This window comes from Rhodocista pekingensis (assembly GCF_042665545.1).
GTDB lineage: Bacteria > Pseudomonadota > Alphaproteobacteria > Azospirillales > Azospirillaceae > Rhodocista > Rhodocista pekingensis.
Map to the genome: position 1 here is coordinate 130,623 of NZ_JBHTCM010000018.1, position 25,841 is coordinate 156,463.

A 25,841-nucleotide genomic window follows, 5' to 3' on the forward strand; every position below is an offset into this window, starting at 1 on the left:
CCTTTCGGTGGCCGGGATTTCTGTATTTCCATGGTGCGGGGCACTCCCGCGTTCGGGGACGCCGATGTCCATCCAGTTGACCGTCGCCATCCTGCTGCTGCTGTCCGCCATCGGCTTCTGGATGGGGCGGAGCCGGGCGGTGGCCGTGTCGGGCGGGCGGATCGCCAGCCTGCATTCGGTGCCCGGCTACTACGGGTCCTTCACGGCCATCTGGGCCGGCCTGCCCGCGCTGCTGCTGGTGCTGTTCTGGCTGGTGCTCCAGGCGCCGGTCATCGAGATGCTGGTGCTGAACGGCATGTCCCCGGAGTCGGTGCTGACCTGGGCCCAGGCGGCTCTGGCCCCGACCGAGCTGGAGCGGGTCTCCGGTCTGGTCGCCTCCCAGGCGGCCGACGCCCTGGGCGAGACGCAGCGGCAGCTCCTGCTGATCAACATCCGCAACATGGCCGCCGGCCAGGAGGCCTATGTCAATCCCGCGGTGGTTGAGGCGCTGCGCCCCGCCGCGGCGCACTATGCCGAGCTTGAGCGCATCGCCGGCTGGTCGGTGTTCGCCGTCTGCATGGCGCTCGCCGTCGGCGGGCTGCTGCTGACGCGGCGCCTGATCGCCCCGCGCTTCCGCGCCCGCAACAATGTGGAGCGTGTGGTCATCTGGGCGCTGGTGGTCTGCTCGATCATCGCCATCCTGACCACCATCGGCATCGTGCTCTCGCTGCTCTATGAGAGCGTGCGCTTCTTCGCCTATGTGCCGGTGACGGAGTTCCTGTTCGGCCTGCACTGGAGCCCGCAGACGGCGATCCGCGCCGATCAGGTGGGCTCCTCCGGCGCGTTCGGCGCCATCCCCCTGTTCACGGGCACGCTGCTGATCTCCGCCGTCGCCATGGCGGTGGCGCTGCCGGTGGGGCTGCTCTCGGCCATCTATCTGGCCGAGTACGCGCCGCGCCGGGTGCGCAGCACGGTGAAGCCGGTGCTGGAGATCCTGGCCGGCATCCCCACCGTGGTCTACGGCTTCTTCGCCATCCTGACGGTGGCGCCGGTGGTGCGTACTCTGGGCCTCGATCTGGGGCTGGACGTCTCCTCCAACAGCGCGCTGGCGGCGGGGGTGGTCATGGGCATCATGATCGTGCCCTTCATCTCCTCCCTCTCGGACGACGTCATCAACGCCGTGCCGCAGAGCCTGCGCGACGGGTCCTACGGGCTGGGCGCCACCCGGTCGGAGACGATCCGGCAGGTGATCCTGCCGGCGGCCCTGCCGGGCATCGTCGGCGCCTTCCTGCTGGCCATCAGCCGCGCCATCGGCGAGACGATGATCGTCGTCATGGCCGCCGGCATGGCCGCCAACCTGACCTTCAATCCGCTGGCCGCGGTGACCACGGTGACCGTGCAGATCGCCGCGCTGCTGACCGGCGACCAGGAGTTCGAGAGCGCCAAGACGCTCTCGGCCTTCGCCCTCGGCCTCGTGCTGTTCTTCGTCACCCTGGTCCTCAACGTCGTCGCCCTGCGCGTCGTCCAGAAATATCGGGAAAAGTATGACTGAGCTGGCGGAACCGATGGCGGCCCCTGGGTCGTTCCACACGTCGGAGGCAGCGGAGAAGCGGCTGCGCCGGCGGTACGCGGCCGAGCGGCGGTTCAAGGCCTACGGCATCGTGGCGATCGCCGTGGCCTGCACGATGCTGGTCGTGCTGCTCTACACCATCCTGCACAACGGGGTGGGCGCCTTCACCCAGACGGCGATCCGGCTGGAGGTGACGCTGGACGCGAAGACGATCGATCCCAAGGGCACGGGCAACCCGGCCGACTGGGACCGCGCCGCCTTCCAGGATCTGGTCCAGGACGCGCTCTACCGGGAATTCCCCGATGTCTCGGGCCGGGTGCCCAAGCGCGCGCTGCGCGGCCTGATCAGCCCGGTGGCCGGCGTCTTCCTGTACCGCGAGGTGCTGGAGGATCCCTCCCTGGTCGGTCAGACGCGGCAGTTCTGGCTGCCCGCCTCCGACGACATCAACCAGATCCGCAAGGGCCGCATCGACCGCGACCTGCCGGAATCGAGTCGCCCGGTCAGCGACGAACAGCTCGCCTGGCTGGACCGGCTGGTGGAGCAGGGCAAGGCCACCTCGATCTTCAACACCACCTTCTTCACCGCGTCGGACAGCAACTATCCGGAGCTGGCGGGCATCCGGGGGGCGGTGGTCGGCTCCGTCTACCTGCTGTTCGTGACCGTGATCCTGGCGCTGCCGATCGGTGTCGCCACCGCGGTCTATCTGGAGGAGTTCGCGCCGAAGAACCACTTCACCGACCTGATCGAGGTGAACATCAACAATCTCGCGGCGGTGCCTTCGATCGTCTTCGGCCTGCTCGGCCTCGCCGTCTTCCTGGGTTTCCTCGGCCTGCCCCGCTCCGCCCCGTTGGTCGGCGGCATGGTGATCGCGCTGATGAGCCTGCCGACCATCATCATCGCCGCCCGCGCCGCGCTGAAGGCGGTGCCGCCCTCGATCCGCGAGGCGGCCCTGGGCATGGGGGCGTCGCGTCTTCAGACGGTGATGCACCATGTGCTGCCGCTGGCGATGCCGGGCATCCTGACCGGCACCATCATCGCCCTGGCGCAGGCCTTGGGCGAGACGGCGCCGCTGCTGATGGTGGGCATGAACGCCTTCGTCACCGAGCCGCCCTCGGGCCTGCTCTCCAGCTCCTCGGTGCTGCCGGTGCAGGTCTACATCTGGGCCGATGCGACGGAGCGCGGCTTCGTCGAGCTGACCTCGGCCGCGATCATGGTGCTGCTGGCCTTCCTGATCATGATGAACGGCGCCGCCATCTATCTCCGCAAGAAATTCGAACGCCGCTGGTGAGGACCATGGACAACGCGACCCTGAACACGACGGCCGCCGCGGCGACCGTCCCCAGCAAGCCGGTGAAGATGGCGGCGCGTGGCGTCAAGGTCTTCTACGGCGAGAAGCGGGCGCTGCACGGCATCGACGTGGACATCTACGAGAACGAGGTGCTGGCCCTGATCGGCCCCTCGGGCTGCGGCAAGTCCACCTTCCTGCGCTGCCTGAACCGGATGAACGACACCATCGACATCTGCCGGGTGGAAGGGCTGATCACGCTGGACGGGCAGGACATCCACGACCCGGAACTGGACGTGGTGCAGCTCCGTGCCCGCGTCGGCATGGTGTTCCAGAAGCCGAACCCGTTCCCCAAGTCGATCTACGACAACATCGTCTACGGGCCGCGGCTGCACGGCCTTGCCACCCGCAAGGACGAGTTCGACCAGATCGTCGAGACCTCGCTGCGCCGCGCCGGCCTCTGGAACGAGGTGAAGGACCGCCTGCTGGAGCCGGGCACCGGCCTGTCCGGCGGCCAGCAGCAGCGCCTGTGCATCGCCCGCGCCATCGCGGTCAGCCCCGAGGTGATCCTGATGGACGAGCCCTGCTCGGCGCTCGACCCCATCGCCACGGCGCACATCGAGGAGCTGATCGACGAGCTGCGCCAGGCTTTCACCATCATCATCGTCACCCACAACATGCAGCAGGCCGCCCGCGTCTCGCAGCGCACGGCCTTCTTCCACCTGGGCGACATGGTCGAGGTCGGCGAGACCGAGGAGATCTTCACCAACCCGCGCGACGAGCGCACCCAGGGCTACATCACCGGCCGCTTCGGCTGAGCCGGCACGGCGCCCGGCCCCGCGCGGGCCGCCAGCAGGACAAGGGGTCAGCATGGCCACCGAACACACCGTCAAGTCTTTCGAACAGGAACTGCGGCGGCTCTCCGGCCTGATCACCCAGATGGGCGGCGTGGCCGAGGCGCAGGTGGACGCGGCCGTGCAGGCGGTGACCCGCCGCGATGTCGATCTGGCCGGCCGCGTCATGCAGTCCGACAACCGGCTGGACGATTACGAGCGCCAGATCGAGCAGGAGACCATCCGCATGCTGGCCCTGCGCCAGCCGATGGGCAGCGACCTGCGCGAGATCCTGGCGGCGCTCAAGATCTCCGCCGATCTGGAGCGCACCGGCGACTACGCCGCCAACATCGCCAAGCGCTCGATCGCGCTCGCCCAGTTGCCCGCCGTCCGCCCGGCCTCGGCCATCCCGCGCATGGGCAAGCTGGTGCAGGAGATGCTGAAGGAAGTGCTCGACGCCTATGTCGACCGCGACCTGGAGAAGGCCATCGCCGCCTGGCACCGCGACGAGGAGCTGGACGATCTCTACACCAGCCTGTTCCGCGAGGTCCTGACCTACATGATGGAGGACCCGCGCAACATCACCCCCTGCACGCATCTGCTGTTCATCGCCAAGAACCTGGAGCGGGCGGGCGACCACGCGACCAACATCGCGGAGACGATCCATTTCCTGATCGTCGGCCAGCCGCTCGCCACCGACCGGCCCAAGGGCGACGAGTCGAGCTTCGCCGTCGTCTCGCCCGAGACCCCGGCGGCGCCCTGACCGGCCCGGGGGGCGCGGTGACCGCTCACCGAGGGACTGCTCACCAAGTTACTGCCTGCCCGAGTGATCGACTGACGTTAGCCGGACCCGCCATGAACTCAGCCCTGAAGCCCCTGATCCTGATCGTCGAGGATGAGGCGGATCTCGTCACCCTGCTGAAGTACAATCTGGAGAAGGAGGGCTTCCGCGTCATCTCCGCCAGCGACGGGGAGGAGGCGCTGCTGCTGGCCAACGAGCAGGCGCCGCATCTGGTGCTGCTGGACTGGATGCTGCCGCTGATGAGCGGGCTGGAGGTCTGCCGCCAGCTCCGGCGCAACCCGAAGACCCGCGACACGCCCGTCATCATGCTGACCGCCCGCGGCGAGGAGGCGGACAAGGTCCGCGGCCTGAACAGCGGGGCGGACGACTACATCGCCAAGCCGTTCAGCCCGACCGAGCTGGTCGCCCGCATGCGCGCCGTGCTGCGCCGCGCCGCACCAGGGCTGGCGGAGGAGCTGCTGCGCTTCGCCGACGTGGTGATGGATCTGGCCGCGCACCGGGTCCGCCGCAACGGCCGCGACGTGCATCTGGGGCCGACGGAGTTCCGCCTGCTGCGCCACTTCATGCAGCATCCCGGCCGCGTCTTCAGCCGCGAGCAGCTCCTGGACGTGGTCTGGGGCCACGACGTCTATGTCGAGCCGCGCACCGTGGACGTCCACATCCGGCGTCTGCGCAAGGCGCTGAACGAGACCGACGACCAGGACCTGATCCGCACCGTCCGCTCCGCCGGCTACGCGCTCGACCAGAACACGCTCTGAGCGCCGGCCGGGCGGCGGCCGCTTCCGGGTCAACTCCTTTTGAAAAAGCGTAGCTATTTGCCGCGCCCGCTTCCGTGCCCGCGCGCGCTGCGCTAGGGTGCCGCGCATGACTGAGACCACGCCCCCGCCGGGACAGGAGTCCCGCTTCTTCGGCTTCCGCGAGGTGGACCCGCGGGAGAAGACGCCGCTTGTACGGGGGGTCTTCTCCTCCGTCGCCACGCGCTACGACCTGATGAACGACCTGATGTCGGGGGGCATCCACCGACTCTGGAAGGACAGCTTCGTCTCCATGGTCGATCCCCGGCCGGGCGAGACCCTGCTGGACGTGGCCGGCGGCACCGGCGACATCGCCTTCCGCCTGTCCAATCGGGCGCCGGGCTCCCGCGTGCTGGTCTGCGACCTGACCGAGGCCATGGTCCGGGTCGGCCGCGACCGCGCCATCGACCGCGGCCTGCCGCAGCGCTCCGACGGCACCGGCATCGACTGGATGGTCGGCAATGCCGAGGCGCTGCCCATCGCCAGCCGCTCGGTGGATGCCTACACCATCGCCTTCGGCCTGCGGAACGTCACCCACATCGACGTGGCGCTGGCCGAGGCGCGGCGCGTGCTGCGGCCGGGCGGCCGGCTGTTCATCCTGGAGTTCAGCCACGTCACCCTGCCGATCTTCCGCGAGATCTACGACGGCTTCTCCTTCGGGGTGCTGCCGCGGCTGGGCGAGATGGTGGCCGGCGACCGCGAGAGCTACCAGTATCTGGTGGAAAGCATCCGGCGCTTCCCCCGGCAGGAGGCCCTGTGCCGCCGGATCGAGGCGGCGGGCCTGGCCCGCGTCCGCTACCGGAACCTGACCGGCGGCATCGCCGCCGTGCATTCCGCCTGGCGGGTCTGAGCCGATGCGGCCGGTGCTGCGGCATGACGGACGACCAGGGCGCCCGGCCCGTCGGGCTGCCCCGGCGCTGCCTGCCCCGGTGACGGCTGCCCCGGTGACGGCTGCCCTGGCACCGCCTGTCCTGGCACTGCCGCGCGACCGGCGGTGCTGCGCCGGCGGGACCGCCGCCGGCAGAGAAGACGCACGAACGGAACCGGCGCCGCGCCATGGCGCCCGAGGGACGATGACCAGTCAGACCGCGGTTCTCCGCGCCGGCCGGCCGGGCGTGCGCCCGGCGGAGGCGCGCCCATGATCACCATCGCCCGCAATCTCCTGCGCCTCGTCGTGATCGTCCGCACGCTCGGCAAGCACGGCGCGCTGGCGGTGGATGAATACAGCGATGTCACGCCCGGCGTTGCCTGGGTGCTCCGGCGGCTGAACAACCCGCACGCCATCGGGCGGCCGGGGGTGCGGCTGGCCCGCGCCCTGACCGAGCTGGGCCCCAGCTTCGTCAAGCTGGGTCAGGCCCTGTCCACCCGCGCCGATCTGGTGGGCGACGCGGTAGCGGCCGATCTGGCGCAGCTCCGCGACCGGCTGGACCCGTTCCCGGCCGACGAGGCTGTCGCCATCATCGAGTCGGAGCTGGAACGGCCGATCGGTGTGCTGTTCTCCCGCTTCGATCCGAAGCCGGTGGCCGCGGCCTCGATCGCCCAGGTCCACTATGCCGAAGCGCCGGACGGCCGCCGGCTGGCCGTGAAGGTGCTGCGGCCGGGCATCGCCCAGGCCTTCCGCCAGGACATCGACCTGATGTACTGGCTCGCCGATCTGGCGCTCTGGCTGCAACCGCGGCTGAAGCGCCTGAAGCCGGTGGAGGTGGTGGACACCTTCGCCGAGACGGTGGCGATGGAGATGGACCTGCGGATGGAGGCGGCCGCCGCCTCCGAGATGGGCGACAATTTCCGCGACGATCCCAGCTTCAACGTGCCCGCCATCGACTGGGACCGCACCAGCACCCGCGTGCTGACCCTGGACTGGGTGGAGGGTATTCCGGTCGACCGGGTGGACCAGATCCGCGCCGCCGGCCTGGACCCCGACCGGGTGCTGCTGTACGCCGCCAACGGTTTCTTCAACCAGGTCTTCCGCGACGGCTTCTTCCACGCCGACCTGCATCCCGGCAACCTGTTCGTGGACATGCAGGGCAACCTGATGACGGTCGATTTCGGCATCGTCGGCCGCATCGACCGGCAGACGCGGCTCTATCTGGCCGACATGCTGCTGGGGTTCCTGAACCGCGACTACGATCTGGTGGCGCGGGTGCATTTCGACGCCGGTTTCGTGCCGCGCACCCAGTCGCTGGAGATGTTCCGGCAGGCCTGCCGCGCCATCGGCGAACCGGTCCACAACAAGCCGATGAGCGAGATCTCCATCGGCCGGCTGCTGGCCCAGCTCTTCGCCGTGACCGAGCGGTTCCAGATGGAGACGCAGCCGCAGCTCCTGCTGCTCCAGAAATCCATGCTGACGGCCGAGGGCGTCGGCCGGGCGCTCAACTCCCGCATCAACATGTGGGAGATGGCGCGGCCGCTGATCGAGGAGTGGATGCGGGAGAACCGCGGGCCGGAGGCGCGCATCGCCCAGACGGCGGGGGCGCTGGCCCAGATCGCCGGCGGGCTGCCCCGGCTGGTGCGCGACGCCGAGGCCCTGGCTTCGCAGGTGGCCGAGGGTGGCCTGCGCATCCATCCTGCCAGCCTGCGGGAGCTCGACACCCGCCAGCGCGCCCGCACGGCCCAGCAGCTCCGCCCCGTCTGGGCGGTCATCGTCCTGCTGGTCCTGATCCTGCTGTTCGGCTGAGCGAAGGCCCCCCCGGGCCTTCCCTCCCTCACAGCACCGCGCCCGTCCGATAGGCGATGCGCTGGATCGGCAGCGGCGGCTCGCCGCGCACATGCAGCAGCAGGTCCACCCGCTGGTCGTCCAGGGCCTGCTCCAGGGCCCAGTGCAGGCGGGCCTCGCGGCCGGAGTCGGGCCGGGCGTCCACGGTGACGATCAGGTCGATGTCGCCGCCGCGGCGGCCGTCATCCACGCGGCTGCCGAACAGGCGCACCTCCGCCGCGGCGCCGAGATGCTCGGCCACCAGATGCTTGATGATCCTGATCTCGTCCGCCTTCAGCCGCATGGGACCAGCATAGAGGGTCTTCCGCCCGGCGGGAACCGGGCCGTTCCGGCCGCCCCGGCGCTGCATGGACGCGCGGCTCAAGGGGCACGCCGCTCAAGGGGCGCGCCGCTCAGGGAACGCGCCGCTCAGGGCGCCCGGCCTGCGTCCGTGCCCCCGTCATCCGTGCCCGCCGCCCCGGCCGCCGCCTCCAGCCCGGCGAGCAGGGCGACCAGGTGGGGCACGGCCCGGGCGGTGGCGTTCAGCAGCTCCGCCTCCTCCGCCGGATCGACGGGGAAGGCGTCGCGCAGCCGGTCGCGCAGCCGGGTCAGATGGTCGAACGCCTCCGCGTCCGGCACCAGCCGCATCCCGGCCAGGAGCCCGGCCAGCTCGCGCGCGGTCTTGCCCCGCGCCTCCAGCCCGGCCCGGCCCATGGCGGCCGGCAGCACCCGGCCGGCCAGCAGGCCGTGCAGGGTGCGGAAGCGGTGCAGCAGGGCGTCCGCTTCGGTGCGGAACTTCTCGGGCATGTAGGCCAGCCCCGTGCCCGTGACGGGCAGCACCGCCCGCAGCTCGTCCAGCGAGTCGTTCAGGCGCCGGGCCACGTCCCGCGCGGCCGCCAGCGCCTTCCCCGGATCGTCCTGGTCCGCCATCGTCTCCTCCCGCACGCGAAGGGCGGGGCGGCCCGTCGTCCGCCCCTGGTTCTGCGGACAGTGTAGATCGGCCCGCGGCCGGCCGGAAGCGCCGGCCCCGGGAAGCGGGGACCCGCCGACGGGTAAGCAAAAGGTGAATGCCCGCGTGCAAAGGATGCGGGGCAGCCATCGGAAAAGCCGAAGGATTCTCGCCGCGGAAAAGCCATAGCCCGGTCCTATGTTATTGCTGTCGGGAGCGGGTCGCTTCCGGCCATGCCCAACCCAGGGACCTTGCATGTTTCCCGCAGTGGCGACCGGAGCCCGCAATCCGGAACCCGGCATGACGGCTGCCGCGATGTCCGTCACCGAAGAGACCCCGTCGCTTGCCCGCGCGTTCCCGCCCTACGGCCCCGACGCCCTGGCGCGCCAGATCATGACGGCGCTCGACCGCTGCCGACGCCTCGGCCACCATGATCCCAGCGTGACCCTGACCCGCCCGACTGCCGTGGTCGAAGGGGTCCAGGGCCTGCTCAGGGATGCCGGCCTGCGGCCCAGCGTGAAGCCCGCCGGTGTCGGCGGCTGCCTCGTCCTCACCGTCCGAGGATAGGACCGGCCGCGCGTAGGACTGGCCGCGGACAGTACCGGCCGCGGCCCGGGCTCCCTGTCAGCCGAGTTCCTTGCACCCGAGTTCCTCCTGGCCCGCCCCCGTTCCGCCGCCTTCGGGCGACGGGGCGGGGCGCGGCGTGTCCGCATGCCCGAATGGTCGTTCCGGCAGCGTCCGGGCGGCGCTTGCCGTGACCGGGGCCGTCTGCCACTTTCGCCCACCGTTGCAGGCTCGGCCGGTGTGGTGATCGGCCGGTGCGGTGATCGAAGGAACAGGGCGGATGGCGGAAGGCTTGCAGGGCAGAAGGGCCGCGGTCGCCGGCTGGTGCCTCTACGACTGGGCGATGTCGGCCTTCAACACGGTGGTCGGCACCTTCGTCTTCAGCCGCTACTTCACTGACGCCGTCGCCGCCGATCCCGAGTCGGGGGCGCGCGACTGGGGTTTCGCGCTGGCCCTGTCGGGGCTGGCGGTGGCCGTGCTGTCGCCGGTGCTGGGCGCCATCGCCGACCAGGGCGGCCGGGCTAGGCCGTGGCTGGCGGTGTTCACGGCGCTGACGGTGGCGGGCTCGGCCTGCCTCTTCCTGGTGCGGCCGGACCCGTCCTACATCCTGCTGGCGCTGGTCGCCTTCGGCGTCGCCGCCACCGCCTTCGAACTGGCGAATGTCTTCTACAACGCCCTGTTGCAGTCGGTGGCGCCGCCAGGGATGATCGGCCGCGTCTCCGGCTGGGGCTGGGGCGTGGGCTATCTCGGCGGGCTGGGCGCGCTCGTGCTCTGCCTCGTCCTGCTGATCCAGACCGACCGGCCGCTGTTCGGCCTGCTGGGGACGGAGGACGCGGCGCCGGTGCGCGCCACCTCCGTCCTGGTCGCTGTCTGGTACGCGCTGTTCAGCCTGCCCCTGTTCCTGCTGGTGCCGGACCGCGCCCCCTCCGGCCTGTCGGCGTCGGAGGCGGTGCGCCGCGGCCTCGCCACCCTGGCCGGGACGATCCGGCACGCCGGGCGCCGCGCCAACACGGTGCGCTTCCTGATCGCCAGCGCGCTCTGGCGCGACGGCATCAGCACCATCACCGCCTTCGGCGGCATCTTCGCCGGGGCGCTGTTCGGCATGACGACGGCGCAGATCATCGTCTTCGCCATCCTGCTGAACGTCTCGGCCGGGGCCGGGGCGATCGGCTTCGCCTGGCTGGACGACCGGGCCGGGGCGAAGCCGACGCTGCTCGTCAGCCTGGGCGGGCTGCTGCTGTCGGGGCTGGCGATGCTGCTGGTGGGCACGCCCTGGTGGGCCTGGGCGCCGGACCTGTCGCTGCCGCTGGATTTCACCCCGGACCAGCAGTGGCTGCTGGTCTTCGGCCTGCTGCTGGGTGTCTTCTTCGGCCCGGCGCAGGCGGCGGCGCGCTCCATGATGGCGCGGCTGTCGCCGCCGGACATGCAGACGGAGTTCTTCGGCCTCTACGGCCTGACGGGCCGCGCCATCGGCTTCATCGGGCCGCTCGCCTACGGCCTCGCCACCGACGCCTTCCAGAGCCAGCGGGCCGGCATGTCCACCGTGCTGGTACTGTTCCTGATCGGGATGGCGCTGCTGCTGACGGTGCGGGAGCCGCCGCGCGGCTGACCCGCGGCCGTCAGCGGGCGGCCAGCCGCCCTTCCGGCTGCGTCAGCGCCTTGGCGTCCGCCTCCGCCCTGATGTCGGCCGCGTTCAGGCCGGCGGTCACCAGGGGGGCGGCCGCCAGCGTCGCGGGGGCCTTCACGGCCGGGCGCGTGGCGGCGGCGAGCGCGCTGGCGCCCCCGACGATGGCGAAGCTGGCCAGGACGAAGACGGCGATCGGGCTGCGGATGGAAGAAGCGGCGGCCATGGTCTGTCCCCTGCGCGTCTCCGGCCGCCAGGGGCCGGACTGTCGTGTCGCTGGCCCGCCCGGCGGCGGACCCGGGTCCAGTTGGCATGCCGTCCGCGGCGGCGGCGGGGAGCAATCGTGGCAGGATCGTGGAAAGGCGGGGGCGACGTCGGGACGGGGCCGGCCCGCAGCGCCTGCCGGCCGTATCCTGCCGCTCAGCGCCTGGTGCTCTGCCGCTCCTGCGCCTCCAGGGCGTCCAGCGCCTCCAGGTTCGCCGCCGCGGCCTGGGACAGCGAGCCCTGGCCGGCGATGCGGCCGACCTGCACCCAGTCGGCGCGGGCGCCGTCCCGGTCGCCCCGTTCCGCCCGCAGGCTGCCGCGCAGCAGCAGCGCCTGGGGCGCGCTGGGATCGAGCGCCAGCGCACGGTCCACGTCGCGGGCGGCATCGCTGTCCTGACCCAGGGCCCGGTTCACCTGCGCCCGCAGGACATGGGCATCGACCCGGCGGGGGGCGGCGGCCAGCACCGCGTCCAGATCGGCCAGCGCGTCCCAGAAGCGTTCCTGCCCGGCCGCCAGCACGGCCCGGTCCAGGCGCAGTTCCACGTCCCCGGGCGCGAGGTCCAGGGCGCGGTCCAGCGCCCGGGTCGCCCGCTCCGGCTCCTTGGCGTTCTGCCAGGCCAGCGCCGTCCGGCCCCAGAGATTCGCCCGCACGCTCGCGCTGTCGCCCGTCAGGGCCGGGATCACCCGCTCGAACAGCTCCGCCGCCGGGCGCCAGTCCGCCCGCAGCAGCAGCGCCACCGCCTGGCACAGCAGGGCATCGTTGCCACCGCCCTGGCGCTGCCAGAGTCGCGCCTCCTCAAGGGCGAAGTCCGGCGTCGCCTCGGCCCGGGCGAGGCAGGAGGCGCGGTCGCGCACCGGATCGGCCAAGGCCGGCGTGGAGAGCAGCGCCAGCCCGCAGGCCAGCAGCAGGGACCCGGCGGACCGACGGCCGGCGGGCGGAAGGTTGCAGCATCGCATCATGGCGCCTAGCTTGATGATCCGGTCCGTTCTGTCCAGGGGCTTTCGCGCATGACCCGGAAACTCTTCGTCTTCGGTCTCGGCTACAGCGCCCTGACCCTCGCCCGCTCGCTGATGGCGGAGGGCTGGCGCGTCGCCGGCACCACCCGCGACCCGGCCAAGGCTGCGGCCCTGCGGGAGGCCGGCATCGAGGCGCACCTGTTCGGCCCCGGCCGGCCGCTGGACGATCCGGCGGCGGCGCTGGCCGGCACCAGCCACCTGCTGGACTCCGCCCCGCCCGAGCCGGGGCCGGACGGGACGCGGGACGGCAGCGGCCACGACCCGGTGCTGGCGCACCATGCCGATGCCATCGCGGCCCTGCCGCTGACCTGGGCCGGCTATCTCTCCACCACCGGGGTCTATGGCGACACCGGCGGCGCCTGGGTGGACGAGGACTCGCCGCTCCGCCCCGGCAACGCCCGCGGGCGGGAGCGGGTGGAGGCGGAAGCGGGCTGGCTCGCCCTCTGGCGGGAGCATGGCGTGCCGGTCCACCTGTTCCGGCTGGCCGGCATCTACGGCCCCGGCCGCAGCCCGGTGGACCAGCTCCGGGCCGGCACGGCGCGGCGCATCGTGAAGCCGGGGCAGGTGTTCAGCCGCATCCATGTGGAGGACATCGCGGCGGTGCTGCGCGCCTCCATGGAGCGGCCGCGCCCCGGCACCGCCTACAATGTCTGCGACGACGAGCCCACCCCCGCCGACGAGGTGATGGCCTATGCGGCGGGGCTGCTGGGGATGGAGCCGCCGCCGGCGGAACCCTACGACCCGGCGACGGCATCGCCCATGCAGCGCAGCTTCTATTCGGAGACGCGGCGGGTGCGGAACGACCGCATCCGGACGGACCTCGGCGTCCGGCTCTCCTATCCGACCTACCGGGAGGGCATGCAGGCCCTGGTCCGCAGCGCCGGCTGAGGCGCTGCGGTTCCGGCCCCCCGTCAGGGCTGCTTCGGCGGGACGGGGGCGGGCGGGGGGGCGTCGGGCGGCACGGCGAAGGCGCCCAGGGTGACCCGCGCGGTCAGGTGCAGCTTCTCCTGCACGCCCTCTTCCACGATGTCCTCCACCTCCATGCCGCGGGCCGGGGCCATGGCCATGCGGCTGCTCATCAGCTTGGGCATCGGCTCCTCGCTGAAGTCGATGCCGGTGACGCGGAACTGCCGGTCGGGGAAGACCTTGGCAAGGCGGCCCAGCTCGGCCGTCACCTTGCCGTACAGCTCCTCCCGCAGGCGGGAGCGGACGGCTTCCGTCTCGGTCAGGGTGGGGTCGAAGGCGACGCCGCCGATGCGGACCTGGAGGCCGGGGCGGCTGACCTTCTTGGCGCGGTCGGCAAGGCCGGCAAGCTGCGCCTCCGGCAGCCGCGCCTCCAGCTCGGCCTGCCAGCGGTCCAGCCCGGCCTCGTCCTGGCGGCGGTCCAGCCGCAGGATGCGCCACTCGGCCTTGTCCGCCACGGAGGCGGCGGCCTTCAGCAGCTCCGGCCGGAGCTGGCTGGCCTCGGCGCCGCTGCCGGCGGCGTCCACGATCAGGCTGACGCGGGCGGTCTCCGTCTTCACCCAGTCCTCGGCCTCCAGCGACAGCGACACGGTGTCGATGAAGACGGGCGGCTGGACGATCTGGGCGCCGGCCGGGGCGGCGGCCATGAGGCCGGCCGTCAGGGCCAGCGCGGGCAACAGGCGTCGGTGCATGGAGAGTCTCCCGTAGCTTCGGGTCCGGGCAAAGCGGAAATCCGGCGCCGCGGCGCCGGCCGGACCCACCCCCATCCAGCCCCAGGAAGGGGGCGGAATTGCGACCGCGGCGGAGCGTCCGTGCGGCATCCGCCCGGCGGACCGCCCGCGATCCCGCCGGGCTCAGAAGTCCAGGTTGGCGTAGTGCGCCGGCGGCGAGGCGCCGGGGATGTGGTCGCCCAGCAGGGGGCGGAAGCTGGGCCGGCTCTTGATCCGGGCGTACCAGTTCTTCGCCTCGGGATGGTCGTCCCAGGGCACGTCGCCCAGATAGTCCAGGCAGGACAGGTGCGCCGCGGCCGAGATGTCGGCCAGCGTCAGGTCGTCACCGGCCAGCCAGGTCCGGCGCTCCGCCAGCCAGGCGATGTAGTCCAGATGGTAGTGGATGTTGGCCAGCCCGGCGCGGATCGCCTGGGCGTGCGGGGTGCCCTGGCCGGCAAGGCGTTTCAGCATCTTCTCCCCGACCAGCAGTTCCGTCACCTCGCGGGAGAACTTCTCGTCGAACCAGGCGGCCAGCCGCCGCGTCTCCGCCCGGGTGACCTGGTCGGGACCCAGCAGGGTGATGGGGAAGCCTTCCTCCAGATACTCGCAGATCGGGCCATGGCCGACGACGACGACGCCGTCATCCTCCACCAGCACGGGGACCTCCCCGGCCGGGTTCAGCACCAGGAAATCCTCCCGGCGGTCCCAGGGCTTCTCCAGCGCCAGATCGAACTCGACACGCTTCTCCCCCAGCGCGACACGCACCTTGCGGGAAGAGGCGGAGAGCGGATGATGATACAAGGTGCGCATCGGTGGTCCATGAGACCGGGGCGGCCGCCGTTCCCGGACCGCCGGCGCGGGACATTCCTGTCCACAGCCCGCCGGTTCCTCGGGGTCGCGGCCTCTCGACGGACCCGGCCGGGGCCCGCCGCCCGGATCGTGTGCCACAGCGGCACGCGGGCTGACAAGGCTTCCCGAGTGACGGCGGCGGTCGCAAAGGGGTGCATCGCAACAGAAGGAACCGAGCCATGGTACGACACGACCATCCGGAGAAGGACGCGACGCCCTGCCGCGGCGGCTGTGCCGATACCCCGCAGCCCGCGGGCGGCGGCTGGCTGCGGCGGCTGCACGCCTGGTTCCTGCACGTCTATGCCGACGGCTACAACGCGAAGGTGGATGCCCGGAAGCGTCACCTGATCGGGGATCTGCGCGGTGCCGTGCTGGAGATCGGCCCCGGCTCCGGCGCCAATATCGGTTATTTCGCGCCGGGCATCCGCTGGACGGGGGTGGAGCCCAACCCGATGGCGCACCCCTATCTGCTCCGCAAGGCGGACGCCGCCGGGCTGGACGCCACGCTGCTCACGGGCACGGCGGAGCGGCTGCCGGTTCCCGATGCCAGCCAGGACGCCGTCGTCTCCACCCTGGTGCTGTGCAGCGTGGCCGATCCCGACCGGGTGCTGGCCGAGGTCCGGCGGGTGCTGCGGCCAGGGGGCCGCTTCGTCTTCATCGAGCATGTCGGGGCCGAGCCCGGCAGCGGCGAACGGCGCTGGCAGCGGCGGGTGAAGCCGGTCTGGCGCCGGCTGGGCGACGGCTGCGAGCCCGACCGCGACACCGCCGGGCGCATCCGCGCCGCCGGCTTCGCCCGCGTGGACATCGAACCGTTCCGGATGCCATACCCGATCGTCGCCCCGCACATCGCCGGCCGGGCGGAACGCTGACCGGCTCACAGGCGCGGGCGGAAAGCTGAGGAGCACGCGGATGGGAACGGGCATCACGGTCACCCCGGCCACGGCCGGGGACGCGGCGGACTGGCACCGGCTGTTCGCCGACTACTGCACCTTCTACGGGGAGGCCCTGCCCGACGGCGTCGCCGCCGATGTCTGGCGCCGCATCCTGGACCCCGCCTCCCCGGTCAAGGGCCTGCTCGCCCGGGCCGCAGACGGCGGGGCGGGCGGCATTGAGGGCGGTGGGGTGGTGGGGCTGTGCAACTATGTGCTGCACGACAACACCTGGAGCGTCCGCACGGACTGCTACCTGGAGGACCTCTACACCGATCCCGCGGCGCGGGGCCGCGGCGTCGGCCGGGCCCTGATCGGGCGGCTGGTGGAGATCGGGCGGCAGGCCGGCTGGCGCCGCGTCTACTGGCACACGCAGGAGGACAACGCCACCGCCCGGCGGCTCTATGACGGGGTCACGGGGGGCTGCGACGCCTTCGTCCGCTACACGGTCAGGCTGGTCTGACCGGCATCCCCCGGGCCGCGCCGGGATTGACCCCCGTCAAGGCCGGGCGGCCCGCCCCGCGCTAGGGTCCCCGCCCGTCCCAGTTTCTTCCGCCCCCAGATCCGTCCGCCCCCGGAGGAGAGCCGCCATGGCCTACGACGAACCCTGGACCCTGGACGCCGACGACTTCCCGGAGGACGGGCCGCAGCGCGAGCAGCTCCGTTTCGCGCTGCGCTACGCCGTCCTGGCCCCCAGCGGGCACAACACCCAGCCCTGGACGCTGGTCCTCTCCGACTCCTGTGTCGAGCTGCGGGCCGACCGCGAGCGCGCCCTGCCGGTGGTCGATCCGGCCGGCCGCGCGCTGCTGATCTCCTGCGGGGCGGCGCTGGGGCACCTGACCGTCGCCCTGCGCGCCTTCCACCGCGCGCATATCGTGGAGACCTTCCCCGACCCCGGCGACCCGGACCTGCTGGCCCGGGTCCTGCTGACCGGAGAGAAGCTGCTGCCCGATGCGGAGGCGCGGGCGCTGCTCGACGCGATCCCGCGGCGGCACAGCAACCGCTCCGCCTATGAGGACCGTCCGGCCGAGCCGGGCGACCTGATGGCCTGCGTCGCCGCGGCGGAGGCGGAAGGGGCGCTGCTGCACGTCCTGACCGAGCCGGGCGAGCGCGACGCCGTGGCCGCCCTGATCGCTGAGGGCGATCTGGCGCAGATGCACGACCCCGCCTTCCGGCGCGAGCTGGCGCACTGGGTGAAGTCCCGCCACGGCGCCGACCAGGACGGCCTGTCGGCCCGGACGTTCGGCCTGCCCGACGCGCTCTCGGCCGTGGGGGCGCTGGTCATCCGCTTCACCGACCAGGGCGACAGCGTGGCCGCGAAGGACCGCCGGCTGGCCCAGGACGCGCCGGCGCTGGCCGTGCTGACGACGCCGGCCGACACCCCGGCCGACTGGCTGGCGGCGGGGCGGGCACTGTCGCGGGTGCTGCTGACCCTGACACGGGCCGGGCTGGCCGCCGCCTTCCTGAACGAACCGATCGAGGTGCCGGAGCTGCGGCCGCGGCTGCGCGGGCTCCTGCCGCGCTTCAACTGCACCGGCGACGGCGTGCCGCAGCTCCTGATGCGGATCGGCTATCCGCAGCAGAGCGTGCCTGCCGCGGCCCGCCGCCCGCTGGAGGACGTGCTGGTCGAGCGCTGACGGGGTGGCGCTGACGGGGCGGGCACCGAGGGGGCCGGGTGCGAGGGGCCCGGGTGCGAGGGGGCCGGGGCCGGTCCGCACCGCGGTGGCGGGCGTGCCATCGCGGTGCAATCTTGCCGCCGCGCGCTTTTCATCCCATGGACCTAATACCATAGTCATGGCGCGTGACGGACCGCCGGCCGACCGGCCGGCCGACGAGGTAGGATGATGCAGGAAGACAAGGCGGCGCTCTTGCGCGCGCTCACGATCGACCGGACCCGGCCCCCCGCCCGGCGGGGCGTGCCCTGGAAGACCGTGGCCGCCGGGCTGGCGACCGGCTGCATCGTCGCGGCCGGCGCCTACTGGTACGTGATCGACGGACAGCCGCCGGCCCGCACCGCCGAGCGCGCCCCGGCCAAGGCACCGCCCGCCGCGGCCCCCCGTTCCGAACCGGCCCGCCCCGAGCCTGTCCGGTCCGAACCGGCCACCACCACGGCCCAGGCGCGGCCCGCCACCCCGCCGCCGGCGACCGTCTCCGCGCCTGCGGCGGCTCCCGCTGCTGCCCCGGCGCGGGCGGGCTCGCTGGTCGCCTCGGGCTACATCGTCGCCCGCCGCAAGGCCACGGTGGCGGCGGAGATCACCGGCCGCATCGTGGACGTGCTGGTGGAGGAGGGGATGCGGGTCGAGGAGGGGCAGGTCCTGGCCCGGCTCGACGCCGCGCTGGCGGAGATCGACCTGTCGCTGGCCCGCGCCGCCGTGGACCAGGCGCAGGCGACCGTCGCCGGCCACCAGGCCGACCTGCGCGACGCCGAGAGCACGCTGAAGCGGGTCCGCAGCCTGTCGCGCAACGCCAACGCCAGCGAGGCGGACCTGATCAAGGCGCAGGCCCGCGTGGACTCCCTGCGCGCCCAGATCCGGGCGGCCGAGGCGCAGATCGAGACGGCGAAGCTCGATGTCTCCCGCCGGGCGGAGCAGCTTTCCAAGTACACGATCGCGGCCCCCTTCTCCGGAGTCGTGATCGACAAGAACGCCCAGCCGGGGGAGATCATCTCTCCGGTGTCGGCGGGCGGCGGCTTCACCCGCACCGGCATCTGCACCATCGTGGACATGGACAGCCTGGAGGTGGAGGTGGACGTGAATGAGGCCTATATCGGCCGCGTCGCCGCCGGCCAGCGGGTGGAAGCGGTGCTGGACGCCTATCCGGACTGGCGCATCCCCGCGCGGGTGGTGGCGGTGGTGCCGACGGCCAACCGCGACAAGGCGACCATCCGGGTCCGCATCGGGTTCGACGGGCGCGATCCGCGCATCCTGCCCGACATGGCGGCGAAGGTGACCTTCCTGGAGGACCGCGTCTGACGCGGCCGGGCGGGGCGGACGGAAACGGTACGGACCGGCCGGCGGCAGCGCCGGCCGACAGCGGGAAAGACCATGGGCGACGCACTGATCCGGCTGACGGAAGTCTCCAAGCGCTTCACCAAGGCGAAGGAGACGATCACCATCTTCGACCGCCTGGACATGACGATCCCGCGCGGTGACTTCGTCGCCATCATGGGACCCAGCGGGTCGGGCAAGACGACGCTGCTGAACCTGCTGGGCGGCATCGACCGGCCGACCTCCGGCACGATCCAGTTCGACGGCGCGCGCATCGACAGCCTGTCGGAAGGCGCGCTGGCCGACTGGCGCGCCGCCAATGTCGGCTTCATCTTCCAGTTCTACAACCTGATGCCGATGCTGACGGCGGCCCGGAACGTGGAGCTGCCGCTGCTGCTGACCCGTCTGGACGCGGCCGACCGGCGGCGGCGGGTGGAGATCGCGCTGCGGCTGGTGGATCTGGGCGACCGCATGGGCCACTACCCGCGGGAGATGTCGGGCGGCCAGATGCAGCGCGTCGCCATCGCCCGCGCCGTCGTCTCCGACCCCAAGATGCTGCTCTGCGACGAACCGACGGGCGATCTCGACCGCAGCACGGCGGACGAGATCCTGCGCATGCTGCAACTGCTGAACCGGGAGATGGGCAAGACCATCGTCATGGTCACCCACGACCCGGAGGCCGCCCGCTACGCCCGTCGCGTCCTGCATCTGGACAAGGGGCAGTTCGTCGAGCACGACCTGGACGCGGCCTGACGGGGGCGGGGATGGACGATTTCTACCTGGTCCGCAGAAACCTGTTCCGGCGCAAGCTGCGGGCCTTCCTCATGGTGGTCAGCATCTTCGTCGCCTTCCTGATCTTCGGCGTGCTGGCCAGCTTCGAGCGGGCCTTCAACTCGGCCGAGGCGGCGGCGGCCGACAACCGGCTGGTCGTCGTCAACCGGATCAACTTCACCCAGCCGCTGCCGCTGGCCTACCTGGACCGGGTGCGGGGGGTGGAGGGCGTGCGGGTGGCCAGCCACTGGAACTGGTTCGGCGGCTATTTCCAGGAACCGCGCAACTTCATCGTCACCTTCGCGGTGGAGCCGGAGACCTATCTGGAGATCTTCCGCGAGGACTTCGCCTTCGATCCGGCGGAGCGGGAGGCGTTTCTGCGCGACCGCGGCAGCCTTGCGGTGGGCGAGGCGGTGGCACGGAAATACGGCTGGCAGGTCGGCGACCGGGTGCCGCTGTCCAGCACCATCTTCACCAACCGGACGACCGGCACCCGCACCTGGGACTTCACCATCGCCGCCATCTTCCGGCCGGCGCGCGACCGGGTGGACACCAACCTCGTGGCCTTCCACTACGACTATTTCAACGAGACGCGCAGCTTCGGGAGGAACTTCATCGGTTCCGTCCTGGTCGAGACGACGGGGCCGGAGGTGAACGACAGGGTCGTCGCCGCCGTGGACGGCATGTTCGCCAATTCGCCCTTCGAGACATCGACGACGACCGAGGGGGCCTTCAACAAGCAGTTCGCCGCCCAGCTCGGCAACATCGCCCTGATCGTCACGCTGGTGGTGGCGGCCGCCTTCCTCACCATCCTGATGATCGTCGGCAACACCATGGTGATGGCGATCCGGGAGCGCACGCGGGAGATCGGGGTGCTGAAGACGCTGGGCTTCCCTAGCGGCCGGATCTTCCGCATGGTGCTGGGGGAGAGCGTGCTGCTGGCCCTGCTGGGCGGCATTCCGGGACTGATCGCGGCGGCGGCGGCCTGCGCCGTGCTGGCGCCGATGGCCGGGGCCTTCGCGCCGGGCCTCCGGCTGGTGCCGCAGACGGCCTTCCTGGGGGTGGGGCTGATGCTGCTGCTGGGTCTGGTCACCGGCGTCGTGCCGGCGCTGAACGCGCTGCGCATGAGCATCGTCACCGCCCTGGGGAGGGACTGAGCCCGTGCGCCTGCTGAACCAGATCGTCGCCGTCACGGCGATCAACCTGAAGAGCATCCCGCGCCGCTTCTGGGTGTCGCTGTCCACGGTGGTGGCGATCGCGCTCGTGGTGACGGTGCTGCTGTCCTTCCTGGCGATGGCGAACGGTTTCCGGCAGACCCTGCGCGGCACCGGCTCGCCGGACGTGGCGGTGCTGCTGCGCGGCGGCGCCAGCGTGGAGATCAACAGCTCCGTCGGCCGCGACCAGCTCCGTCTGGTGGAGGAGGCGCCGGGCATCGCCCGCACCGCCGAGGGCAAGCCGCTGGTCTCGGGCGAGCTGTACCTCATCGTGGACGGGCTCAAGCGGGCCAGCGGCACCAAGGCCAACATCGCTCTGCGCGGGCTGGGGCCGGAAGGGGAGGCGATCCGCCAGGGCTTCCGCATCGTGGAGGGCCGGATGTTCGAGCCCGGTGCGGCGGAGATCATCGTCGGCCGCTCGCTGCTGAGCGAGTTCGCCGGTTTCGAGCCCGGCAGCACGGTGCGGCTGGGCACCGGCACCTGGACCGTCGTCGGCGTCTTCGAGATGGGCGGCAGCGTCTTCGAATCCGAACTCTGGGCCGATGTCGGCACGGTGCAGAGCCTGTTCAACCGCAGCAACTTCTACCAGAGCATCCGGGTCCGGCTGGACGGGCCGGACGCGCTGGCGGCGCTGAAGACCTATGTCGATGCCGACCCGCGGCTGAAGCTGGACGCGAAGACGGAGCAGGCCTACTTCGCCGATCAGGCGGCGGGCACCGGCGGGCTGATCCAGACGCTGGGCTGGCCGCTCGCCATCGCCATGGCGCTGGGCGCGCTCGCCGGTGCGCTGAACACCATGTACAGCTCGGTCGCCGCCCGCACGACGGAGATCGCCACCCTGCGGGCGCTGGGCTTCGGCGGCATCCCCGCCTTCGTCGGCACGCTGGTGGAGAGTCTGGCGCTGGCCAGCCTGGGCGGGGCCGTCGGTGCGCTGCTGACCTGGATCTTCTTCGACGGGCTGACGGCCAGCACCTTCGGCGGCAGCTTCACCCAGGTGGTGTTCAGCTTCAAGCTGACGCCGGGGCTGGTGATGCAGGGGGTGACGCTGGCGCTGGTCGTCGGCTTCATCGGCGGCCTGTTCCCCGCCATCCGCGCCACCCGCGTCCCCCTGGTCGCCGCCTTCGGACAGCGATAGGGCCTTCCCGGCACCGCCGGAAAGGCCCTTTCTCTCTCTCTGTTTCTCTCCTCGGGCGTCCGGCCGCCTATTCGGCGGCTTCGGCCCCCGGCAGGCGGTAGTCGGCGAACTGCTTGCGCAGGGCCGTCTTCAGGATCTTGCCCGTGGCCGTGTGCGGAAGCTGCTCCATCACGACGATGTCGTCGGGCAGCCACCACTTGGCGACCTTGTCGGACAGCCAGGCCAGCAGCTCCTCCTTCTCCACCGTTTTTCCCTCGCGCGGGACGACGACCAGCAGCGGCCGCTCCTGCCATTTCGGATGCGGCACGCCGACGACGGCGGCCTCCTGCACGGCGGGATGGCCGATGGCGGCGTTCTCCAGGTCGATGGAGCTGATCCACTCGCCGCCCGACTTGATGACGTCCTTCGCCCGGTCCACGATGGCCATGAAGCCGCGGTCGTCGATGGTGGCCACGTCGCCCGTGCGGAACCAGCCGTCCGCGGTGAAGGCGCCGGCGTTCGCCTGTTCGTCGTTGTAGTAGCCGGCGGTGATCCAGGGGCCGCGCACCACCAGCTCGCCATAGGCGACGCCGTCGCGCGGCCGTTCCGACCCGTCGGGGCCGACGATCTTCATCTCCACCCCGTAGACGGCGCGGCCGGCCTTCATCTTCAACTCGTGCTGGACGTCCAGCGGCTCCTGCAACTGGTCGGGCGCCAGGGTGCCGACAGTGCCCAGCGGGCTCATCTCCGTCATGCCCCAGCCCTGGATGCAGGTGACGCCGTGGCCCTGCTCGAACTCCTCGATCATCGCCTTGGGCAGGGCCGAGCCGCCGACCGTGACCGCCTTCAGGGTGCTGAAGCGGGCACCGGACTGGCGCAGATGCGCGAGCAGCCCCAGCCAGACCGTCGGCACGCCGGAGGAGACGGTGACCTTCTCCTCCTCCATCAGCTCATGGACGGAGCGGCCGTCCAGCTTCGGTCCCGGCAGCACCATGCTGGCCCCGATGATGGGGGCGGAGTAGGGGTAGCCCCAGGCGTTGGCGTGGAACAGCGGCACCACCACCAGGGCGGTGTCGTGCGAGCGCACCTCCATGCCTGGAATGGCCAGGAAGCCGTAGGCGTGCAGCACGGTGGAACGGTGGCTGTAGAGCACACCCTTGGGGTTGCCGGTCGTGCCGGAGGTGTAGCAGAGCCCGGCCGCCGTGTTCTCATCGAACTCGGGGAAGTCGAAGTCGGGCTTCGCGCCCTCCATCAGCGTCTCGTAGCAGAGCAGGCTGGGCAGGCTGCTCTGCTGCGGCATCAGTTCGGGCCGGGTCATCACCACGATGGTGCGCAGCGTCTTCAGGTGGGGCTTCAGCTTCTCCACCAGCGGCAGGAACATCGGATCGACGAACAGCACCTCGTCCGCGGCGTGATTGAAGATGTAGATGAGCTGTTCGGGGAAGAGGCGCGGATTGACCGTGTGGACGACGGCGCCGATGCCCGCGATGGCATAGTACAGCTCGACATGCCGGTGGTCGTTCCAGGCCAGCGTCGCCACCCGGTCGCCGGGCTTGATCCCCAGCTCGACCAGCACGTTGGCAAGCTGCCGGGTGCGCGCCCAGGCGTCGCGGTAGGTGTACTTGTGCGGCTTCTCGGTGCCGAAGCGCGAGGCGATGGTGGCGGTGCCGTGATAGAGGGCGGCGTGCCTGAGGATCGACGAGATCATCAGGGGCCGGTCCATCATGAGTCCACGCAGCATTCTGCCTCCTCCCGTGGGCTGTTCTTGTTCGTCCCCGGGACCTTAACCGTTCCCCGGCTTGCTCGCCAGAACCTACGCCGGGGGAAAAGCCGGGTGACCGGCCTGTGGATGAGGCGTCCGGGCGTCGGGTCCCGGCGGGGCGGCCGCGGCGTGCCGGCATCATGCCTCCATACACTTGCAAGCAATGGGCTGGGGGGCGGCAATGGTGTGTCTGTGACATCCTGGCGCTACTCCTGTTTCGCGGAACAGGAGTCACGGAGATTTCTGTTTCGCCTTTCTGGGTACGGGGTTAGGCTTACCCCGGATTGTACCACCATGGGCCGCCAGCCCGGCGGGCGTGCGGTGCCGTCCACAGCTCGGTGCCGCCGCGGCAGCCGCCGGCGGGCCTACAGAAAGGGGAGGTCTCTTAATGTCTGATCCCTTCATCGGTACGATCATGCCCTGGGCCGTGCCCTGGGCGCCGGCGAACTGGACCCTGTGTCAGGGCCAGGTCCTTCCGACGAACAATTATCAGGCGGTCTTCGCCCTGATCGGCTCCACCTACGGCGGCAACGGCACGACGAGCTTCGCCGTGCCCGACCTGCGCGGCCGTGTTCCCGTCGGCGCCGGCCAGTTCCCCGGGAGCGGCGGCGTGCCGCCGACCAGCAACCGGATCATCGGCCAGTATGGCGGCGGCGAGTCGGTGACCCTGACCCAGGCCCAGATGCCGGTCCATACCCATTCCGCCACCTCCACCGGCGGCGGTGGGACGGTGACGCTCAACGCCTATACCGGCCCCGCCGATTCGAGCGCGCCCGCCGTGGGCAAGTACCTGACGGCGGCAAGCGGCGACTTCGGCGGCGATGCGGTCACCGTGAAGGTCTACGGCCCCGCCAGCGGGACCGCCGTGCCGGTCGCGTCGGGCACGCTGGCGCCGCCGATCGTCACCATCGGCAATGCCGGGGGCAATTCCCCGGTCGGGCTGATGCAGCCCTGGCAGTGCATCAATTTCTGCTTCTGCCTCCAGGGGCTCTGGCCGCCGCGGGACTGACGCGGGCGCCGGGGCGCCGTACCCCGGACGGGTCGAAGACGACGGGAGGGGCGGGACCGCACGGTTCCGCCCCTTTCTGTCAGGACCCTTCCGGCGGTCAGGTCCCTTCCGTCGGGCCCTTTCCCGTTCCGGCCGGGTCCGGCGGTGCCGGGGCCGCCGTCAGTTGTAGACGGCCTGGTAGCAGCGCCGGCCGGGCGGGGCGACCACCGGGATCAGGTACAGTTCCAGCGTCGTGTCGCCGTCCAGCGTCGCCTTGTAGAGCCCCTCAAGGAGTTGCACGTCCGGCGCGCTGGAGAAGAAGGCCGTGAAGGGCTCGCGCAGGCTGACGCTCAGCTTCGGGAAGCGCCGCACCGAGTCGAGGCGGACATCCACCGGTTCGGGCACCGTCTCCAGCGTGAAGGTGCGGCCGACCGCGTGCTCGAACTGCTCGACGGTCAGCAGGGGGAGTTTCGAGAGGTCGACGCCGTGGACGATCATGGGCAGGCTTTCCTTGGTTCGCGGCCTGCGCGACTATGCCCACCGCAACGTGTAAGGTAAATCCCTTGTCGCCCGATCCGCATGACGATCCCGTCCCCGACCACCCGGCGCGCGCAGACCACCCCTATTTCGCGCTGGCCCGCGGCCTCGTGCCGGGGCTCGACTTCCGGCCGGTGGGGGAGGCGGACTGGCCCTTCGTGCGCCGCGTCTTCGACACCTTCCGCGGGGCGGAACTGACCGGCATCCCGCAACCGGTGCTGGGGCAGATCCTGGACATGCAGTGGCGGGTGCAGCGCACCGGCTGGGAGACGGTGTTCCCCGGAGCCTGGATCGACCTGCTGCTGCTGCACGGCGAGCCGGTGGGCTATCAGGTGCTGGACGTGCTCAGCCGCGCGTCGCGCATCCAGGGGGTGGAGATCGCGCTGCTGCCCGACCGGCGCGGCGGCGGCGTCGCCGTCGGCGTGCTGCGCGCCCTGCGCCGGACCGCCGACCTGCTGGGCCGCCCGGTCCATATCCACCACCACCAGGACAACCCCGTCCGCCGCATCACCGCGCGCCTGGGCTGGCGCGAGTGCGGCCGCCACGGCCCCATGGTCGAACTGCGCTACCCGCCCGCGGGGGATGACGGGGCGGCCCCCGATCCGGCGGCAGCGCCGACCGGCACGGAGCGGCACGGATGA

General features: G+C 71.6%; 27 protein-coding genes. 19 read left to right on the forward strand and 8 right to left on the reverse strand.

Annotation, left to right across the window (positions count from 1 at the left end; translation table 11 throughout):
- Positions 1 to 64: 64 nt before the first annotated feature.
- The 7 genes from pstC (at position 65) to ubiB (ending at position 7,940) form a co-directional block, all read left to right on the forward strand.
- The gene (gene pstC, locus ACFQPS_RS16025) at positions 65 to 1,531 is read left to right on the forward strand and encodes a phosphate ABC transporter permease subunit PstC (protein WP_377360224.1); all 1,467 of its coding nucleotides are present in this window, start codon (positions 65 to 67) and stop codon (positions 1,529 to 1,531) included.
- Positions 1,524 to 2,837: a phosphate ABC transporter permease PstA gene (gene pstA / locus ACFQPS_RS16030; RefSeq protein ID WP_377360225.1), complete on the forward strand. Its 1,314-nt coding sequence runs from the start codon at positions 1,524 to 1,526 to the stop codon at positions 2,835 to 2,837. Before pstC ends, pstA begins: the two co-directional genes overlap by 8 nt.
- Before the next feature lie 5 nt (positions 2,838 to 2,842).
- Positions 2,843 to 3,652, forward strand: coding sequence for a phosphate ABC transporter ATP-binding protein PstB (gene pstB, locus ACFQPS_RS16035; protein WP_377360226.1), 810 nt, complete (start codon positions 2,843 to 2,845; stop codon positions 3,650 to 3,652).
- Positions 3,653 to 3,704: 52 nt separating this feature from the next.
- The gene (gene phoU, locus ACFQPS_RS16040) at positions 3,705 to 4,430 is read left to right on the forward strand and encodes a phosphate signaling complex protein PhoU (RefSeq protein ID WP_377360227.1); all 726 of its coding nucleotides are present in this window, start codon (positions 3,705 to 3,707) and stop codon (positions 4,428 to 4,430) included.
- Between the two features lie 92 nt (positions 4,431 to 4,522).
- Entirely contained in the window at positions 4,523 to 5,227 is a 705-nt protein-coding gene (gene phoB / locus ACFQPS_RS16045; RefSeq protein WP_012568407.1) for a phosphate regulon transcriptional regulator PhoB, read from the forward strand.
- Between the two features lie 106 nt (positions 5,228 to 5,333).
- A complete protein-coding gene (locus ACFQPS_RS16050) occupies positions 5,334 to 6,113 on the forward strand; it encodes a class I SAM-dependent methyltransferase (protein WP_377360228.1) in 780 nt (259 codons plus the stop codon).
- A gap of 288 nt (positions 6,114 to 6,401) precedes the next feature.
- Positions 6,402 to 7,940, forward strand: a complete 1,539-nt coding sequence (gene ubiB / locus ACFQPS_RS16055; protein ID WP_377360229.1) for a 2-polyprenylphenol 6-hydroxylase — start codon at positions 6,402 to 6,404, stop codon at positions 7,938 to 7,940.
- Between the two features lie 28 nt (positions 7,941 to 7,968).
- On the opposite strand, the gene ACFQPS_RS16060 is transcribed toward ubiB, so the two are convergent.
- Both ACFQPS_RS16060 and ACFQPS_RS16065 read right to left on the reverse strand, forming a co-directional pair.
- The gene (locus ACFQPS_RS16060; RefSeq protein WP_377360230.1) at positions 7,969 to 8,262 is read right to left on the reverse strand and encodes a nucleotidyltransferase domain-containing protein; all 294 of its coding nucleotides are present in this window, start codon (positions 8,260 to 8,262) and stop codon (positions 7,969 to 7,971) included.
- 125 nt (positions 8,263 to 8,387) lie between these two features.
- The gene (locus tag ACFQPS_RS16065; RefSeq protein WP_377360231.1) at positions 8,388 to 8,888 is read right to left on the reverse strand and encodes a hypothetical protein; all 501 of its coding nucleotides are present in this window, start codon (positions 8,886 to 8,888) and stop codon (positions 8,388 to 8,390) included.
- 334 nt (positions 8,889 to 9,222) lie between these two features.
- Between ACFQPS_RS16065 and ACFQPS_RS16070 the strand changes: the two genes are divergently transcribed.
- Positions 9,223 to 9,474, forward strand: coding sequence for a hypothetical protein (locus ACFQPS_RS16070; RefSeq protein WP_377360232.1), 252 nt, complete (start codon positions 9,223 to 9,225; stop codon positions 9,472 to 9,474).
- Between the two features lie 277 nt (positions 9,475 to 9,751).
- Positions 9,752 to 11,080, forward strand: a complete 1,329-nt coding sequence (locus tag ACFQPS_RS16075) for an MFS transporter (protein WP_377360233.1) — start codon at positions 9,752 to 9,754, stop codon at positions 11,078 to 11,080.
- Between the two features lie 10 nt (positions 11,081 to 11,090).
- Here the strand turns inward: ACFQPS_RS16075 and ACFQPS_RS16080 are convergent, their stop codons facing one another.
- The gene (locus ACFQPS_RS16080; protein WP_377360234.1) at positions 11,091 to 11,321 is read right to left on the reverse strand and encodes a hypothetical protein; all 231 of its coding nucleotides are present in this window, start codon (positions 11,319 to 11,321) and stop codon (positions 11,091 to 11,093) included.
- Between the two features lie 194 nt (positions 11,322 to 11,515).
- Entirely contained in the window at positions 11,516 to 12,319 is an 804-nt protein-coding gene (locus tag ACFQPS_RS16085) for a tetratricopeptide repeat protein (RefSeq protein ID WP_377360235.1), read from the reverse strand.
- Between the two features lie 48 nt (positions 12,320 to 12,367).
- On the opposite strand from ACFQPS_RS16085, the gene ACFQPS_RS16090 reads away from it, so the two are divergent.
- Complete coding sequence (locus tag ACFQPS_RS16090) at positions 12,368 to 13,264, forward strand: SDR family oxidoreductase (RefSeq protein ID WP_377360236.1); 897 nt, start codon at positions 12,368 to 12,370, stop codon at positions 13,262 to 13,264.
- A gap of 23 nt (positions 13,265 to 13,287) precedes the next feature.
- Here ACFQPS_RS16090 and ACFQPS_RS16095 read toward each other — a convergent pair whose 3' ends face one another.
- On the reverse strand, positions 13,288 to 14,031 hold the full coding sequence (locus ACFQPS_RS16095; RefSeq protein WP_377360237.1) for a hypothetical protein: 744 nt from the start codon (positions 14,029 to 14,031) through the stop codon (positions 13,288 to 13,290).
- A gap of 162 nt (positions 14,032 to 14,193) precedes the next feature.
- On the reverse strand, positions 14,194 to 14,859 hold the full coding sequence (locus ACFQPS_RS16100) for a glutathione S-transferase family protein (RefSeq protein ID WP_377360238.1): 666 nt from the start codon (positions 14,857 to 14,859) through the stop codon (positions 14,194 to 14,196).
- Positions 14,860 to 15,077: 218 nt separating this feature from the next.
- Between ACFQPS_RS16100 and ACFQPS_RS16105 the strand changes: the two genes are divergently transcribed.
- The 7 genes from ACFQPS_RS16105 (at position 15,078) to ACFQPS_RS16135 (ending at position 21,934) form a co-directional block, all read left to right on the forward strand.
- On the forward strand, positions 15,078 to 15,767 hold the full coding sequence (locus ACFQPS_RS16105; RefSeq protein ID WP_377360239.1) for a class I SAM-dependent methyltransferase: 690 nt from the start codon (positions 15,078 to 15,080) through the stop codon (positions 15,765 to 15,767).
- Positions 15,768 to 15,807: 40 nt separating this feature from the next.
- Positions 15,808 to 16,290, forward strand: coding sequence for a GNAT family N-acetyltransferase (locus ACFQPS_RS16110; RefSeq protein ID WP_377360240.1), 483 nt, complete (start codon positions 15,808 to 15,810; stop codon positions 16,288 to 16,290).
- Between the two features lie 127 nt (positions 16,291 to 16,417).
- Complete coding sequence (locus ACFQPS_RS16115; protein ID WP_377360241.1) at positions 16,418 to 17,464, forward strand: Acg family FMN-binding oxidoreductase; 1,047 nt, start codon at positions 16,418 to 16,420, stop codon at positions 17,462 to 17,464.
- A gap of 204 nt (positions 17,465 to 17,668) precedes the next feature.
- Positions 17,669 to 18,799, forward strand: a complete 1,131-nt coding sequence (locus ACFQPS_RS16120; protein ID WP_377360242.1) for an efflux RND transporter periplasmic adaptor subunit — start codon at positions 17,669 to 17,671, stop codon at positions 18,797 to 18,799.
- A gap of 72 nt (positions 18,800 to 18,871) precedes the next feature.
- On the forward strand, positions 18,872 to 19,567 hold the full coding sequence (locus ACFQPS_RS16125) for an ABC transporter ATP-binding protein (protein ID WP_377360243.1): 696 nt from the start codon (positions 18,872 to 18,874) through the stop codon (positions 19,565 to 19,567).
- An 11-nt stretch (positions 19,568 to 19,578) separates the two neighbouring features.
- Positions 19,579 to 20,742, forward strand: coding sequence for an ABC transporter permease (locus ACFQPS_RS16130; protein ID WP_377360244.1), 1,164 nt, complete (start codon positions 19,579 to 19,581; stop codon positions 20,740 to 20,742).
- 4 nt (positions 20,743 to 20,746) lie between these two features.
- Positions 20,747 to 21,934 carry an ABC transporter permease gene (locus tag ACFQPS_RS16135; RefSeq protein ID WP_377360245.1) on the forward strand — a complete coding sequence of 396 codons (1,188 nt, stop codon included), beginning with the start codon at positions 20,747 to 20,749 and terminating at the stop codon, positions 21,932 to 21,934.
- Between the two features lie 67 nt (positions 21,935 to 22,001).
- On the opposite strand, the gene ACFQPS_RS16140 is transcribed toward ACFQPS_RS16135, so the two are convergent.
- Entirely contained in the window at positions 22,002 to 23,654 is a 1,653-nt protein-coding gene (locus tag ACFQPS_RS16140; RefSeq protein WP_377360246.1) for a long-chain-fatty-acid--CoA ligase, read from the reverse strand.
- 409 nt (positions 23,655 to 24,063) lie between these two features.
- Between ACFQPS_RS16140 and ACFQPS_RS16145 the strand changes: the two genes are divergently transcribed.
- A complete protein-coding gene (locus ACFQPS_RS16145; protein ID WP_377360247.1) occupies positions 24,064 to 24,684 on the forward strand; it encodes a phage tail protein in 621 nt (206 codons plus the stop codon).
- Between the two features lie 159 nt (positions 24,685 to 24,843).
- Here ACFQPS_RS16145 and ACFQPS_RS16150 read toward each other — a convergent pair whose 3' ends face one another.
- Positions 24,844 to 25,161 (reverse strand): DUF6916 family protein, encoded by a 318-nt coding sequence (locus ACFQPS_RS16150; RefSeq protein ID WP_377360248.1) that lies wholly within the window; start codon positions 25,159 to 25,161, stop codon positions 24,844 to 24,846.
- Between the two features lie 65 nt (positions 25,162 to 25,226).
- On the opposite strand from ACFQPS_RS16150, the gene ACFQPS_RS16155 reads away from it, so the two are divergent.
- Entirely contained in the window at positions 25,227 to 25,841 is a 615-nt protein-coding gene (locus ACFQPS_RS16155; protein WP_377360249.1) for a hypothetical protein, read from the forward strand.